The organism is Streptomyces sp. NPDC017940 (assembly GCF_044328435.1).
Lineage (GTDB): Bacteria > Actinomycetota > Actinomycetes > Streptomycetales > Streptomycetaceae > Streptomyces.
This window is the reverse complement of record NZ_JBIRHJ010000001.1, coordinates 292,827-307,394: the sequence shown is the minus strand read 5'-3', so window position 1 is coordinate 307,394 and position 14,568 is coordinate 292,827. Positions and strand designations below refer to the sequence as shown.

10 protein-coding genes are annotated in these 14,568 nt (G+C 72.6%); 4 read left to right on the top strand and 6 right to left on the bottom strand.

Annotation, left to right across the window (positions count from 1 at the left end; translation table 11 throughout):
- Positions 1–19: 19 nt before the first annotated feature.
- Positions 20–1,255, bottom strand: coding sequence for a Gfo/Idh/MocA family protein (locus ACH4DX_RS01320; protein ID WP_398153563.1), 1,236 nt, complete (start codon positions 1,253–1,255; stop codon positions 20–22).
- Positions 1,256–1,435: 180 nt separating this feature from the next.
- Between ACH4DX_RS01320 and ACH4DX_RS01315 the strand changes: the two genes are divergently transcribed.
- Positions 1,436–2,488, top strand: a complete 1,053-nt coding sequence (locus tag ACH4DX_RS01315) for a LacI family DNA-binding transcriptional regulator (protein ID WP_398153562.1) — start codon at positions 1,436–1,438, stop codon at positions 2,486–2,488.
- A 66-nt stretch (positions 2,489–2,554) separates the two neighbouring features.
- Here the strand turns inward: ACH4DX_RS01315 and ACH4DX_RS01310 are convergent, their stop codons facing one another.
- On the bottom strand, positions 2,555–2,743 hold the full coding sequence (locus ACH4DX_RS01310) for a hypothetical protein (protein WP_398153561.1): 189 nt from the start codon (positions 2,741–2,743) through the stop codon (positions 2,555–2,557).
- A gap of 316 nt (positions 2,744–3,059) precedes the next feature.
- Between ACH4DX_RS01310 and ACH4DX_RS01305 the strand changes: the two genes are divergently transcribed.
- Together ACH4DX_RS01305 and ACH4DX_RS01300 are read left to right on the top strand one after the other, a co-directional pair.
- Positions 3,060–4,004 carry a GNAT family N-acetyltransferase gene (locus tag ACH4DX_RS01305; RefSeq protein ID WP_398153560.1) on the top strand — a complete coding sequence of 315 codons (945 nt, stop codon included), beginning with the start codon at positions 3,060–3,062 and terminating at the stop codon, positions 4,002–4,004.
- Between the two features lie 459 nt (positions 4,005–4,463).
- Positions 4,464–5,285 (top strand): sugar phosphate isomerase/epimerase family protein, encoded by an 822-nt coding sequence (locus ACH4DX_RS01300; RefSeq protein ID WP_398153559.1) that lies wholly within the window; start codon positions 4,464–4,466, stop codon positions 5,283–5,285.
- Here ACH4DX_RS01300 and ACH4DX_RS01295 read toward each other — a convergent pair.
- Positions 5,266–6,231 carry an EamA family transporter gene (locus ACH4DX_RS01295; protein ID WP_398153558.1) on the bottom strand — a complete coding sequence of 322 codons (966 nt, stop codon included), beginning with the start codon at positions 6,229–6,231 and terminating at the stop codon, positions 5,266–5,268. The genes ACH4DX_RS01300 and ACH4DX_RS01295 overlap by 20 nt on opposite strands.
- A gap of 455 nt (positions 6,232–6,686) precedes the next feature.
- Here ACH4DX_RS01295 and ACH4DX_RS01290 point away from each other — a divergent pair, with 455 nt between their 5' ends.
- Entirely contained in the window at positions 6,687–8,468 is a 1,782-nt protein-coding gene (locus tag ACH4DX_RS01290) for a glycoside hydrolase family 3 protein (RefSeq protein ID WP_398153557.1), read from the top strand.
- 104 nt (positions 8,469–8,572) lie between these two features.
- Here ACH4DX_RS01290 and ACH4DX_RS01285 read toward each other — a convergent pair whose 3' ends face one another.
- The 3 genes from ACH4DX_RS01285 to ACH4DX_RS01275 all read right to left on the bottom strand — a co-directional run bounded on the left by ACH4DX_RS01285 (position 8,573) and on the right by ACH4DX_RS01275 (position 14,560).
- The gene (locus ACH4DX_RS01285; protein WP_398153556.1) at positions 8,573–10,039 is read right to left on the bottom strand and encodes an aminopeptidase; all 1,467 of its coding nucleotides are present in this window, start codon (positions 10,037–10,039) and stop codon (positions 8,573–8,575) included.
- A gap of 142 nt (positions 10,040–10,181) precedes the next feature.
- Entirely contained in the window at positions 10,182–10,574 is a 393-nt protein-coding gene (locus ACH4DX_RS01280; RefSeq protein WP_398116690.1) for a hypothetical protein, read from the bottom strand.
- A gap of 221 nt (positions 10,575–10,795) precedes the next feature.
- The gene (locus ACH4DX_RS01275) at positions 10,796–14,560 is read right to left on the bottom strand and encodes an ABC transporter ATP-binding protein (RefSeq protein ID WP_398153555.1); all 3,765 of its coding nucleotides are present in this window, start codon (positions 14,558–14,560) and stop codon (positions 10,796–10,798) included.
- Positions 14,561–14,568 lie beyond the last annotated feature (8 nt).

The following is a 14,568-nucleotide window of genomic DNA, read 5'->3' as shown; positions in this document are numbered from 1 at the left end:
CCGTACGGGTTTCGTGCGTTCACAGGATGATCTCCGGTACGTCGATCCTGCGCCCCTGCGCCGACGAGCGCAGGCCGAGCTCCGCGAGCTGCACGCCGCGGGCGCCCGCGAGCAGGTCCCAGTGGTAGGGCGCGTCGGCGTACACGTGCCGCAGGAACAGCTCCCACTGCGCCTTGAAGCCGTTGACGGGCCCACCGGGGTTGCTGAAGTTGATGGTGTTGTTGGAGTTGTTGGAGTTGTTGGAGTTGTTGGAGTTGATGGTGTCGTTGGCGTCGCCGGGGTTGTCGGGGACCTCCTGCCACTGGTCGCGGAAGGAGTGCGTGCCGGGTTGGTCGGGGTTCCAGACCGGTCGCGGCGTGCCCGCCCGGTGCTGGAAGCGGCAGTGGTGCAGGCCCGCGACGGCGGAGCCCTCGGTGCCGTCCACCTGGAACTCCACCAGCTCGTCGCGGTGCACCCGCACCCCCCAGGACGAGTTGATCTGCGCGACCACGCCGCCCTCCAGCTCGAAGATGCCGTACGCCGCGTCGTCCGCCGTCGCCGCGTAGGGCTTGCCGCGCTCGTCCCAGCGCTGCGGCAGATGCGTCACGGCGAGCGCCTGCACGGAGCGCACCCGGCCGAACAGCTCGTGCAGGACGTAGTCCCAGTGCGGGAACATGTCCACGACGATGCCGCCGCCGTCCTGCGCCCGGTAGTTCCAGGACGGGCGCTGCGCCTGCTGCCAGTCGCCCTCGAAGACCCAGTAGCCGAACTCGCCCCGCACCGACAGGATCCGCCCGAAGAAGCCGCCGTCGATCAGGCGCGCCAGCTTGCGCAGGCCCGGCAGGAAGAGCTTGTCCTGGACCACGCCGTGCCTCACGCCCGCGTCCCTGGCGCGCCGGGCCAGGTCGAGCGCGGCGTCGAAGGAGGTGGCGGAGGGCTTCTCGGTGTACACGTGCTTGCCCGCGGCCAGGGCCTTACTGACGGCTTCCTCGCGGGCCGACGTGACCTGCGCGTCGAAGTAGATGTCGATCGCGGGGTCGGCGAGTACGGCGTCGAGGTCGGTCGAGAAGTGCTCGATGCCGTGGCGTCCCGCGAGCTCGCGCAGCGCCCGCTCCCTGCGGCCCACGAGCACCGGCTCCGGCCAGAGCCGGGTGCCGTCGCCCAGGTCGAGGCCGCCCTCCTCGCGCAGCGCGAGGATCGAGCGGACCAGGTGCTGGCGGTGGCCCATGCGTCCGGTCACGCCGTTCATGGCGATGCGGACCGGTCTGCGTGTCACGTTCGTTCCTCCGTGGGCGCGGGGCGTGCGGGCGGTGGGACGGTGCCGTCCGGGGGGTGGGGCCTGTGGGCGTTCCGTGGGGCACTCGACGCCTACCGGGGCAGCATGCGTAGCAAGCGCTTTCTATTGGGGAGAAGCTAGCCTGCCGGACAAGGTTCGTACAAGACCGGAGGCCAACAGATGACCGTGACCCTGGCGGACGTGGCGGCTCGCGCCCAGGTGTCCCCCGCCACCGTGTCCCGCGTGCTGAACGGCAACTACCCCGTGGCCGCCGCCACGCGTGAGCGCGTGCTGCGGGCGGTGGACGATCTGGACTACGTCCTGAACGGGCCCGCCAGCTCGCTGGCCGCCGCGACGTCGGACCTGGTGGGCATCCTGGTGAACGACATCGCCGACCCCTTCTTCGGGATCATGGCGAGCGCGGTCCAGTCGGAGATCACCGGGCCCGGTGGCCGGGCGGGCGGCGAGCGGATGGCGGTGGTGTGCAACACCGGCGGCTCGCCGGAGCGCGAGCTCACCTACCTCACGCTGCTCCAGCGCCAGCGGGCCGCGGCCGTCGTGGTCACCGGCGGCGCCATCGAGGACGCCACGCACGCCGCGGCGATCGGCGGGAAGCTGCGGCGGCTCGGCGACGCGGGCTCCCGGGTGGTGCTGTGCGGCAGACCGCCGACCGGTGCCGCCCCCGACGCGGTGGCGCTCACCTTCGACAACCGGGGCGGCGGGCGCCGCCTCACGGACCACCTCGTCGGCCTCGGCCACCGCCGCATCGGCTACGTCGCGGGCCCCCCGGAGCGCACCACCACCCGCCACCGCCTGGAGGGCCACCAGGAGGCCCTGGCCGCGGCGGGCGTCGCGGACGACCCCCTGCTGACCCTGCACGGCCCCTACGACCGCCGCTCCGGCTACGACGCCACCCTGGAACTCCTGCGCCGCGAACCGCGGTTGACGGCGATAGTCGCCGCCAACGACACGGTGGCCCTCGGCGCCTGCGCGGCCCTGCGGGACCGGAGCCTCTCGATCCCCGGGGACGTGTCGGTGGCGGGCTTCGACGACCTGCCGTTCAGCATCGACGCGGTACCGGCGCTGACCACCGTGCGGCTTCCGCTGTACGAGGCGGGGGCGCGGGCGGGGCGGATCGCGACGGGCCGCGAGGAGGAGCCCCCGGGGGGGATCGCTACGGTGCACGGGGAGCTGATGGTGCGGGGGTCGACGGGGGTGCCCCGGCGGCACTGAGGTTCCCGGGGCAGGCGGCTCCCGGGGCTTCCCGGGCGCAGGCTGCCCCTCCGGGCACCGAGGGCGTCAGGCCTCCGTGCACCTCCAGTTGCCGACCTCCCGGTGCCCGGAGTCGTACACGGCCTCGCCCGTGCCCGGCTCCAGCGTGTAGTGCCGGAGGTTGCCTGCCCAGTAGCGAAGGACGCGCTCCAGTTCGCGGGCGGAGTCCTCCGGCGTCGCCGCGTCGTCCACGTCGACTTCGAGAACGAACTTCACTCCCGGCCTCCCGTCATGTCGTACGGCGCCATCGGCTGCGGGGCGGCGCCGGTCCATGACCTCGATCGTTCCATTGAAGGTGCTGTAGAGACTTTTCCGCGGAACTTCCTGATCAGCGGGGTCGCGCGGGCGGGTAAGCCTCAAAGCACGCCTCTGGACCGGGCCCGGTTCTATGCTCGACGAGATATCTCTGACTGAGTCAACGAAAATGACATGGGTCGGCTGGGGTCGGGGCCGGGACCGTCGGGTCGGCGCACGGTTGCCCGGGGGTCGTCTCGGGGCCGCTGACGTCCGGCCCGACCGGGTGAGGTGCCGCATGAGCGTCCAGGAGATCCGCGCTTTCAACCGCTTCTACACCAACCTCATCGGCGCGCTGGACTACAGCCGCCGGCTGTACGCGCCCTACACGCTCACCGAGTCCCGCGTCCTGTACGAACTGGCCCATTCGCCGCGCACGGACGCCGCCGACCTGCGCGGGGAACTCTCCCTCGACGCGGGGTACCTGAGCCGCATCCTCGCCAGGTTCGAGGCGGACGGCCTGGTCGAGCGGACGCCGTCCGAGCGGGACCCCCGGCGGCGGCGCGTGACGCTCACCGCGCGCGGGCGGACCACCGCGGAGCTGCTCGACGAGCGGTCGCGGGAGGCCGTGGGCGCGCTGCTCGCCACGGTTCCCGCCGCCGGGCGCGAGCGCCTCACGGCGGCGCTCGCCACCGTGCGGGACCTCCTCGCGGACGGCGCACGGCGTCCGCCGCGCGCCGAGGACGTGGTGCTGCGCGGGCCCGGCGCCGGGGATCTCGGCTGGATCGTGCAGCGCAACGGCGCGCTGTACGCCGCGCAGTTCGGGTGGAACGCGGACTACGAGGGCCTGGTGGCGCGTATCGTCGCCGACTTCGCCCAGGACCACGACCCGCACCGGGAGCGCGTCTGGATCGCCGAGCTGGACGGCAGGGCCGTCGGGTGCGTGATGTGCGTACGGGACGAGGCGCCCGGCACCGCACGGCTTCGGCTCCTGCTCGTCGAGCCCGAGGCGCGCGGGCTCGGCATCGGGGACCGGCTCGTCTCCGCCGTGGTCTCCTTCGCTCGCGAAGTCGGCTACCGGGAGCTGGTCCTGTGGACCAACGAGGTGCTGGCGGCTGCCCGCGCGATCTATCTCCGGCACGGTTTCTCCCTGGTGGCGGAGGCGCCCCACCGCTCCTTCGGCGTGAGCCTGCTCGGCCAGGACTGGCGACTTGCCCTCGCCGGGCCCCTGGGCGCCCCGTAAGGGGCGCGGGGAACTCCGCGCCCAGCGCGCGACAAGCCGCAGACGCATCTGCGGGCTTTCCGCCCCCGGGCCACGACACCGGGCCCCGTTAGGGGCGCGGGGAACTGCGCGCTCAGCACGCGTCAAGTCGCAGACGCGTCTGCCGAGCAACCGTGCACACGCGCCTGCGGCCTCATCGTGGCTGGCCGCGCCGTTCCCCGCGCCCCTGACGGGGCACCCCGCAGCGGGCGATGAGGTGCCCTCCCTGGGGGCGCGGGGAACTGCGCGCTCAGCGCGCGTCAAGCCGCAGACGCGTCTGCCGAGCAACCGTGCAGACGCGTCTGCGGCTTCTTCGTGGCTGGCCGCGCAGTTCCCCGCGCCCCTGACGGGGCACCCCCCAGCCGCCGGTACGGCGGAAGTCGGGCCGTGCCCCTGGCGGGGGCACGTTTCCCGCGCCGCCCGGCGGAAAGATGTCCGGCCATGAAACTCGCCTTCTCCACGCTCGGGGTACCGAGCATGCCGATCCAGGACGTCCTGGAGCTGGCCCGCACGCACGGCTACCACGGCGTCGAGCTGCGCGCACACCCCGAGGAGCCGGTGCACACGGGCCTCGGGGCCGCCGCACGGGCCGAGGTGGCGGGCCGGTTCAAGGAGGCGGGCGTCGAGGTGCTCGGCGTCGCCGGGTACGCGCGCGTCGCGGCGCCGGGCGCCGACGAACCCGTCCTGGACGAGATCCGGGAGCTCCTGGCCCTGGCCCGCGACCTCGGCGCCCCCTACGTCCGCGTCTTCCCCGGCGGATCCCCGGACGACAGCACCGAACCGGACCCCGGCGACCTCGCGGCGGCCGACGAGATCGCCGCCAGGCGGCTCGGCACCGCCGCGGAGTACGGCGCCGACGCGGGCGTCCGCATCCTCCTGGAGACCCACGACTCGCACCGCACCGGTGCGGCCGCCGCCCGCGTGCTCGGCCCCGTCGGTCACCGGCACGCCGGCGCCCTGTGGGACGTCATGCACACCTGGCTCGGCGGCGAGCAGATCGCCGACAGCTACGCCGCGCTCGCCCCCTTCCTCGGGTACGTCCAGGTCAAGGACATCGCGAGCGCCGACGACACCACCCCGCGCGCCCTCGGTACGGGCGTCCTGCCGCTCGCCGAGTGCGTGGAGCTCCTGACCCGCAACGGCTATGACGGCTGGCTGTGCTGGGAGTACGAGAAGCGGTGGTACGAGGAGGCGGCGCCGCTGCCGGAACTCCTCGGCCAGGGACGCGAGCTGCTGACAAGGCTCATGACGGAGTCGGCCTGAACGACCCGGCCGCGGCCGGGGCCTGCGGAGCGGCCGGGGCCGCCGGAGCGCCCGTCGCCGCGGCCCCGGGGACCGGCTTCCGCCGCGTACCCGGCATACCGGGCAGCGACGTCAACGCCACCCCGCCCACCAGGAGCGCCGCCGCGCACCACTGGAGGCCGCCCACCGACTCGTCCAGGAACAGGGCGGCCGACGACATGCCGAAGACCGGTACCAGGAGGGAGAACGGCGCCACCGTCGAGGCCGGGTGGCGGCGCAGCAGGAAGCCCCAGGCCCCGAAGCCGAACACCGTCGTGATCCACGCGACGTAGACGATGATCCCGACGCCCTGCCAGTCGAGGCCGCGCAGTGCGTCGAGGTCGCGCGAGGGGCCTTCGAAGAGCAGCGAGAGGGCGAGCAGCGGCAGGACCGGGACCGTGCTCACCCACACCATGAAGTTCAGGGCGTCGGGCGGAGCCGCCTTGCGGGTGAGGACGTTGGACACGCCCCAGCAGGCGGCGGCCGCGACGGTCAGGCCGAAGGCCGTGAGGGGTCCCGAGGCGCCCTCGTGGACGGCCGCGACGCCGATCCCGGCGAGCGCGACGGCCATGCCCACCACCCGCACCCGCGCCGGGCGTTCACCGAGGGCGACGAAGGCGATGAGCGCCGTGAAGACCGCCTGGATCTGGAGCACCAGCGAGGACAGGCCGGCCGGCATGCCCGCGTCCATGCCGATGAACAGCAGCCCGAACTTGGCCACGCCGAGCACGAGGCCCACACCCACGAGCCATTTCCAGGCGACCTTGGGGCGCCCGACGAAGAACACGGCGGGCAGGGCCGCGACGAGGAAGCGCAGCGCGGAGAACAGGAGCGGCGGGAAGTGGCCGAGGCCGACCTCGATGACGACGAAGTTCACCCCCCAGACGGCGGCGACGAGGACGGCGAGGCAGAGGTGTGAGGGGCGCATGCGTCGAGGATCACGCGACCCGAGTGTTCAGCACCAGCACGAATTTCTTCATGATTGTTTGAAGCGTTGCTTAGCAATGCCGTAACGGGGTCGTACGAGATGTTGTACGGCATGCCGTTCCCGGACCGTCCTCAGGTCCCGCCCTCCACCGCCCGAAGGGCCGAAACTTTTCGGCACACCCTCCCCAGTGGCCCCAACTTCCCTTGGCCCGCGCCGTTTCGGGAACCTTGGCGAGGGCCCCGTCGTCAAACTTGCACGCTGTCGGAGAGTCTCCGCGAGGCGGTGTCGGCATCGCTGCTGGCTGCGAACGCTGACCACCCTTCAGCCGCCCGCGGCCGACAGCGCGCCGTCACCGGTGCGCCCCTCCCTTGCGCCGGTGGCGGCCCCCCGCCCGGGGCGGCCGCGCCGCACCGCTGGACCTTGACCCGCCGTACCCCACGGGATATCCGTGGCAGGTGCCTCACGACTCCCACAGCGCCCAGGAAGAGACCGGCGTACCCGGTCACCGCGACGACCAGTACCAGCAGCTGCTCTCCCGCATGACCCTCGAGGAGAAGGTCGGCCAGCTCCTCGTCCTGCACGTGTACGGCCACCACGCCACCGAGCCGGACGCGGCCGACATCGAGCTGAACCAGCGCGAACTCGGTGTGCGTACCGCCGCGGACGCCGTCGCCGAGTACCGGCCCGGCGGGCTGATCTACTTCGGCTGGGCCCACAACACCCGCGACCCGCAGCAGCTCGCCGCGCTCTCCAACGACGTGCAGCGCGCGGCCCTTGACGGGACGCCGGGCATCCCACTGCTGCTCTCCGTGGACCAGGAGCACGGCGTCGTGGCCCGCGTTGGCGCGCCCGCCACCCTGCTGCCCGGCGCGATGGCGCTCGGCGCCGGCGGCTCGGCCGACGACGCCCGCGAGGCGGCCCGCACAGCCGGCGTCGAACTGCGCGCGCTCGGCATCCGCCAGAACTACGCGCCGTCCGCCGACGTCAACGTGAACCCGGCCAACCCCGTCATCGGCGTACGGTCCTTCGGCGCGGACCCGCAGGCGGTGTCGGTGTTGGTGACCGCGCAGATCGAGGGCTACCGGGACGCGGGCGTCGCGCCCGCCGTCAAGCACTTCCCCGGCCACGGCGACACCGCGACCGACAGCCACTCCGCGCTGCCGTACATCCACCACACCCGTGCGCGGTGGGAGGAGCTGGACGCCCCGCCGTTCCGTGCCGCGCTCGCGACCGGCGTCGACGTGGTGATGACCGCGCACATCGTGGTGCCCGCCCTCGACCCGGCGCTCGACCCCGCGACCCTCTCGTACCCCGTCGTCACCGGCATCCTGCGCGAGCAGCTCGGCCACGACGGGGTCGTGGTCACCGACTCGCTGTCCATGCGGGGCGTGCGCACCAAGTACGGCGACGACCGGGTGGCCGTGCTCGCGCTCAAGGCGGGCGTCGACCAGCTGCTGCATCCGCCGCAGCCCGAACTCGCCAGGGACGCCGTCCTGCGGGCCGTCCGCGAGGGCGAGCTGACCGAGGCCCGCATCGACGAGTCCGTCCTGCGGATCCTGCGGCTCAAGGGGAAACTGGGCCTGTTCGAGCAGGCGTACACGACTGCCGACGCCGTCACGGCGACCGTCGGCAGCGAGGCGCACCGGGCCGCCGCCGACCGCATCGCCGAGCGCACCACGACCCTCCTGCGCAACGAGGGCGGCCTGCTGCCGCTGTCCCCCGGAACCCACGGCCGCGTCCTGGTCCTCGGCGCCGACCCGGTCTCGCCCTCGGGCACCACCGGGCCGCCGACCGCCGTGCTCGCCGCGGCCCTCACCGAACTCGGTCTCACCGCCACGGCGTTCGGCACCGGCACCGAGCCGGCACCGGAAACCGTCGAGAAGGCCCTCGCCGAGGCGGCCTCCGGCCACGACGCCGTGCTCGTCACCACGTACGACGTCACCCCGGGCGACCCGCAGCACTCCCTGGTCACGGCCCTGGCCGCGGTCCCGGACGGCCCGCCCGTCGTCATCGTCTCGATACGCACCCCGAACGACGTGGCCCTGCTGCCCGGCGCGGCCGCCGCGCTCGCCACGTACTCCTGGACGGACGTCGAACTGCGCGCCGCCGCCCGGGTCGTCGCCGGACGGGTCCGCCCGGCAGGGCGGTTGCCGGTGCCCGTACCGTGCCCGGACGACCCGGACACGGTGCGGTACCCCGTCGGGCACGGCCTCTCGTACCCGCCGGACGGGGTGTGAACAGCCCGTCCGGCGGGTGAGGACGAGGCGCGGAGCGCCGGTACGGGGCCGGGGCAGAGCCCCGGCCCCGGAGCAGGGGCGGACCCGGGGCGCCCCGCCAGGGACTACGGGCGCAGCGAGTCGCGGCGGTCGCGGTCCTTGCGGTCGAGCTTCGCGTCGTACGGCGCGAGCGGCTTCGCGGCCTCGGCCTGGGCGGCGGGCACCCCGGCCCACGCCAGGATCCGCTGCGTGGCCCTCGCCTTGTCGTCACCGACGAGCTGGGCCACGTTGGCGCCGTGGTTGGCGCCGGGCGCGGTCATGACGTACGAGTCGTGCTTGGCGCCCCGCGCGGGCCGGAACGGCTCGGCTCCCCACGGGTCGTTCCCGCCGTAGACGAACAGCATCCGGTGGGAGTTGTGGCGCACCCAGCGGTCGACGTCCTTCATGGCGTTCTTCTGGAACTTCATCGGGATCTCGTGCGGCACGAAGTTCCGCGGCGGCTGGTACCCGTACCGGCTCAGGCCGGCGAGCCAGGGCTGGGTGATGTCGGGCGAGCCGAGCTGGGTGCCGGCCTGGTAGTAGTAGGGCGTGTAGTACTCGAGGCCCTGGTCGGTGTAGCCGTTCCAGCCGCCGACCTCGTCGATCCAGTCGAACAGCTCCTGGTCGGTGACGGTCTTGGCGTCGGGCACCTTGGCGCAGGCACTCGCCGAGTCCTGGTACTGCCAGAAGCCCCAGTTCACATCGAGCACGACGGCCTCGAAGGCCTTGTCGAAGCTGCGGATGATCTTGAAGGTCCTGCCGTTGTCGGCGGCGTACCGCGCGTACAGCTTCTTCAACGGCGCGCGCCGCACCAGGGCCTCGCGCTGTGCCGCCTCGACCTTGCTGCGGCACTCCTTGGTGCCGACGTTCTCGAAGAACCGGTCGTACGCGGAGTCCTCGCGGTTGTTCACGTCGTTCGGCGCGACGTAGGCGACGACGCCGTCCATGTCACGCGGGTAGAAGCGCTCGAAGTAGGTGGCGGTCATGCCGCCCTTGGAGGCGCCCGTGGACAGCCACTTCTTGCCGTAGATCGGCTTGAGGGCCTTGAAGATGCGGTGCTGGTCGCTCGCGGCCTGCCAGATGTCGAGCTTGGACCAGTCGGCGGGCGCGGGGCGCGAGGGAGTGAAGAAGCGGTACTCCATGGCGACCTGGTTGCCGTCGATGATGCGGGTGGGTTCCGCGCGGCCCGGGTTGGTGTTCAGGCCGTAGCCCGAGGTGGAGAAGACGGTGGGCCGGGCGGTGTCCTTGTGCAGCACGGTGATGCGCTGCTGGAAGGTGCCCTTGGAGGGGCGCCGGTGGTCGACCGGCTGGGTGTAGTTGAGGACGAAGAAGCGGTAACCGTCGTACGGCTTCTCCTCGATGAGGCTCATGCCCTTGACGGCGAGGAGCCGGTCCTTGATGTCCTTGGCGGCGGCCTCCTTGGCGGCGGCGTCCCCGTCGGCGCTGGTGGCGCCCCGTTCGGCGTCGGGTGACGCCGTGGCCGTGGTCTCGGCCAGGCCCACGGTGCCTATGAGCACCGTGAGTGAAAGCACCCATCTGAGGGTCTTACGCATGCATCCTCCCCTGTCGGCGCAGCGATTGACCGGAACCTAACCGAGCAACAGCGCGCACACCAGGGCACATTGAGGACATACAGGACGCATCAGGGACTCAGGGAATTTCACTGAGAGGACGAGCGCGTCCGCTGACCGGACATCAGCACAGGATCCAGCCCGAGCTGACCTTCGCCCGGCCCACCGATCCCTTGACCCATACGCACCGGTGCCCCGCGTGCACCTTGACGGGACCCGCGAGCCGGGAGAAGCGGCCCTTCTCCTGTACGGGGCGGCTGCCGCGCGCCTGCACGCTGACCGACATCGCCTTGCGGGCGCCGGGCCGCTTCGCGTACGTGACGGCGCAGACGTAGCCGCGCTTCTTGTAGAGCACGACCTTGCCGGTGCTGAAGGGCAGGGTGCGGACCTTGTGGCCGGGGCAGGGCGCCGCGGCCTGGGCGGCGTCGACGCCGGGGCCCGCGAGCGCGAGCAGGAGGGCAGCCGCGAGTGCGGCGGCGCCCGTGGACAGACCCCGCCCTATCCGACCACTGTGCACGTCTTCCCCTCCCGTCTCACCCCCGTACCAGCGTACTGACGTACGGACGCCGACCAGCCGCTCGATGGTTGCGGAACCCGGCCTCTCAATTCTCCGTCCCACTATTCGGGACGCGTACCTGAGACGGTGTCCGGGTCAAGTGGCTGAGACGGTGTCCGGGACAAGCGCCCGAGACGAGTGTCCGGGACGAGCAGCCGGGATCAGCAGCCGGGGCGGCCCTGCTACGCCCCCACCGGCTGCCCGACGAACGTCTGCCACAGCTGCGCGTACCGGCCGCCGCGCGCGAGCAGCTCCTCGTGCGTGCCGTCCTCGGCCACCCGGCCGTGGTCCATCACGATCACCCGGTCCGCGCGGGCCGCGGTGGTGAGGCGGTGGGCCACGACCAGCGTGGTCCGCCTGCCCGCTATGCGGTCGGTGGCCTGGTTGACCTGCGCCTCCGTGGCGAGGTCGAGGGCAGCGGTGGCCTCGTCGAGGAGCAGGATGTCGGGGTCGACCAGCTCGGCGCGGGCGAGCGCGATGAGCTGGCGCTGCCCGGCCGACAGATTGCGGCCGCGCTCGGAGACCTCGTGCAGATAGCCACCGTCCAGTGTCGCGATCATGTCGTGCGCGCCGACGGCCCGCGCCGCCGCCTCGACCTGCGCGTCGGTGGCGTCGGGGCGGCCGTAGGCGATGGCGTCACGGACGGTGCCCGCGAACAGGTACGCCTCCTGCGGTACGACCCCGAGCCGGTGCCGGTACGAGGTGAGGTCGAGGGAGCGCAGGTCGGTGCCGTCGACGGTCACCCGGCCCGACGTCGGGTCGTAGAACCGGGCCACCAGCTTGACCAGGGTGGACTTGCCCGCGCCGGTCTCACCGACGAAGGCGACGGTCTGCCCGGCGGGGATCGTCAGACGCACCCCGGTCAGCGCGGTCTCGTCGCCACCGGCGGGCGCCTCGGGCCCGCCCGCGGTGCCGGCGGTGCCGTACGCGAAGGCCACGTCCTCGAAGGCGATCTCGCCGCGCAGGGAGAGGACGTCGAGCGGCTCGTCCGCGGTCTTGGTGGACGCGGGTTCCTGGAGCAGTTCCTGGATGCGGCCGAGCGACACGGACGCCTGCTGGTAGCCGTCGAAGACCTGGGAGAGCTGCTGCACGGGCGCGAAGAACAGGTCGATGTAGAGGAGGTAGGCGACCAGGGCGCCGGTGGTGAGGGTGCCCGCGTCGACCCGGTGCGCGCCCACCACGAGCACCGCGACCACGGCCACGGACGACAGGAACTGCACGAACGGGAAGTACACCGAGATCAGCCACTGGCCGCGGATGCGGGCCGCGCGGTAGTCGGCGCTGCGGGCGGCGAACTGCTCGCTGCCCGAGCGCTCGCGCCGGAAGGCCTGCACGACGCGCAGCCCGGACACCATCTCCTGGAGGTCTGCGTTGACCACCGAGACGCGCTCCCGCGCCAGCTCGTACGCCTTGACGCTGGAGCGGCGGAAGAAGAACGTACCGACGACGAGCAGCGGCAGGGTGGCGAAGACGACCAGGGCGAGCTGTACGTCGATGACGACGAGCGCGACCATGATGCCGAGGAAGGTGACGACGGAGACGAACGCGGTGACCAGGCCGGTCTGGAGGAACGTGGACAGGGCGTCCACGTCCGTGGTCATCCGGGTCATGATGCGCCCGGTCAGCTCCCGCTCGTAGTAGTCGAGCCCGAGCCGCTGGAGCTGCGCGAAGATCTTCAGGCGCAGCGCGTACAGGACCCGCTCACCCGTGCGTCCCGTCATCCGGATCTCACCGGTCTGTGCCGCCCACTGCACGACGACGGCGCCGAGCGCGAGGGCGGACGCGGTCCACACCGCGCCGAGCGCGAGCTGGGAGACGCCCTCGTCGATGCCGTGCCTGATGAGGACCGGGAGGAGCAGGCCGACGCCCGCGTCGACGGCGACGAGCAGCAGGCTCACCAGGAGCGGCGCGCCGAAGCCGCGGAGCAGCCTGCGCAGGCCGTAGGACTCCTCGGCGGCGACGGCCCGCGCCTCGTCGATCGCCGGGGTGTCGGTCGCCGGGGGCAGCGCGTCGACCTGGGCGAGCAGTTCGGGTGTGGCCGGGGTCCCGGAGAGGGACATGTCCTTCGGTTCGCGGTCGCCGGACCACAGGCGCGGGGTGATGCCACGCTCGGCGTCGAACTCGGCGTCCAGCTCGGCGCGCACCGAGGTGTCCACGACGGCTTCGGCGGGCGCGGCGGGCGGCACGTGACCGGGCGAGACGCCGCCCAGCTCGTCGGGGTCGGTGAGCAGGCGCCGGTACAGCGGTGAGCGGCGCTCGAGGTCCGCGTGGGTGCCGATGTCGGCGAGGCGGCCGTTCTCGAGCACGGCGATGCGGTCGGCGAGGTTGAGGGTGGAGCGGCGGTGCGCGATGAGGAGGGTGGTGCGTCCCCGCATGACCCCCTTCAGGGCCTCGTGGATCTCGTGCTCGACGCGGGCGTCCACGGCGGAGGTGGCGTCGTCGAGGACGAGCAGGCGCGGGTCGGTGAGGATGGCGCGGGCCAGGGCCAGGCGCTGGCGCTGGCCGCCGGAGAGGGTCAGGCCGTGTTCGCCGACCTTGGTGTCGTAGCCGTGGGGCAGCTCGGCGATGAAGCGGTCGGCCTGCGCGGCGCGGGCGGCCCGTGCGATGTCCTCGTCGGTGGCGCCCGGGTGGCCGTAGGCGATGTTGGCGCGGACGGTGTCGGAGAAGAGGAAGGAGTCCTCGGGGACGAGGCCGATGGCGGCGCGCAGCGAGTCCTGGGTCAGCTCGCGCACGTCGTGGCCGCCGATGAGGACGGCGCCGCGCGACACGTCGTAGAACCGGGGAAGGAGCAGCGACACGGTCGACTTGCCGCTGCCGGACGAGCCGACGACGGCGAGGGTCTCACCGGGGCGGATGGCGAAGCTGAGCCCGTCGAGGACGGGCCGCCCCTCGTCGTAGGCGAACGACACGTCGTCGAACTCGACGGTGGCCGGGGCGTCGTCCGGCAGCTCCTTGGTGCCGTCGGTCATGGTCGGCTCGGTGTCGATCAGCTCCAGGACGCGCTCCACACCGGCGCGGGCCTGCTGGGCGACGGTGAGGACCATGGCGAGCATGCGTACGGGGCCGACGAGCTGGGCGAGATAGGTGGAGAACGCCACGAACGTGCCGAGCGTGATGTCGCCCTGCACGGCGAGCCAGCCGCCGAGGGCGAGCATCGCGACCTGCCCGAGCATGGGCACGGACTGGAGGGCCGGGGTGTAGCGGGAGTTCAGGCGGACGGTGCGCAGGCGCCCCGCGAAGAGCCGCCGCCCGACCTCCCTGAGCTTCCCGGTCTCCTGCTCCTCCTGCCCGAAGCCCTTCACCACGCGTACGCCGCCGACGGCGCCGTCCACGACACCGGCGACCGCGGCCGCCTGGGCCTGGGCGTACCAGGTGGCGGGGTGCAGCTTGGAGCGGCTGCGGCGGGCGATCCAGAGCAGGGCGGGGGCGACGGCGAGCGCGACCAGGGTCAGGGGCAGCGAGAGCCACGCCATGATGACCAGGGACATCACGAACAGCAGGATGTTGCCGATGGTCATCGGCAGCATGAAGAGCAGGCCCTGGATGAGCTGGAGGTCACTGGTGGCCCGGCCGACGACCTGTCCGGTGGACAGCTCGTCCTGGCGCCGGCCGTCGAGGCGGGTGACCGTGTCGTACATCTCGGTGCGCAGGTCGTGCTGCACGTCGAGGGCGAGGCGGCCGCCGTAGTAGCGGCGGATGTACGTGAACACGTACACGAGGACGGCGGCCCCGATGAGGGCGGCGGCCCAGGGCCCCATGGACCGACTGTGGTCACCGATCACATCATCGATAATGATCTTGGTGATCAGCGGTACGAGGGCCATGACGGCCATGCCGCCGAGGGAGGAGCCGAGCGCGAGCACGACGTCCTTGGGGTAGCGCCAGGCGTACCCCCAGAGCCGTTTCCCCCAGCCCCGCTGTTCCGGCCGCTCCGGCTGCCTCGTCACTGTCGTCC

Coding starts and splice junctions, on each gene's coding strand:
- ACH4DX_RS01315 (WP_398153562.1), top strand. CDS start 1,436: ATGACCGTGACCCTGGCGGACGTGGCGGCTCGCGCCCAGGTGTCCCCC.
- ACH4DX_RS01305 (WP_398153560.1), top strand. CDS start 3,060: ATGAGCGTCCAGGAGATCCGCGCTTTCAACCGCTTCTACACCAACCTC.
- ACH4DX_RS01300 (WP_398153559.1), top strand. CDS start 4,464: ATGAAACTCGCCTTCTCCACGCTCGGGGTACCGAGCATGCCGATCCAG.
- ACH4DX_RS01295 (WP_398153558.1), bottom strand. CDS start 6,231: ATGCGCCCCTCACACCTCTGCCTCGCCGTCCTCGTCGCCGCCGTCTGG.
- ACH4DX_RS01285 (WP_398153556.1), bottom strand. CDS start 10,039: ATGCGTAAGACCCTCAGATGGGTGCTTTCACTCACGGTGCTCATAGGC.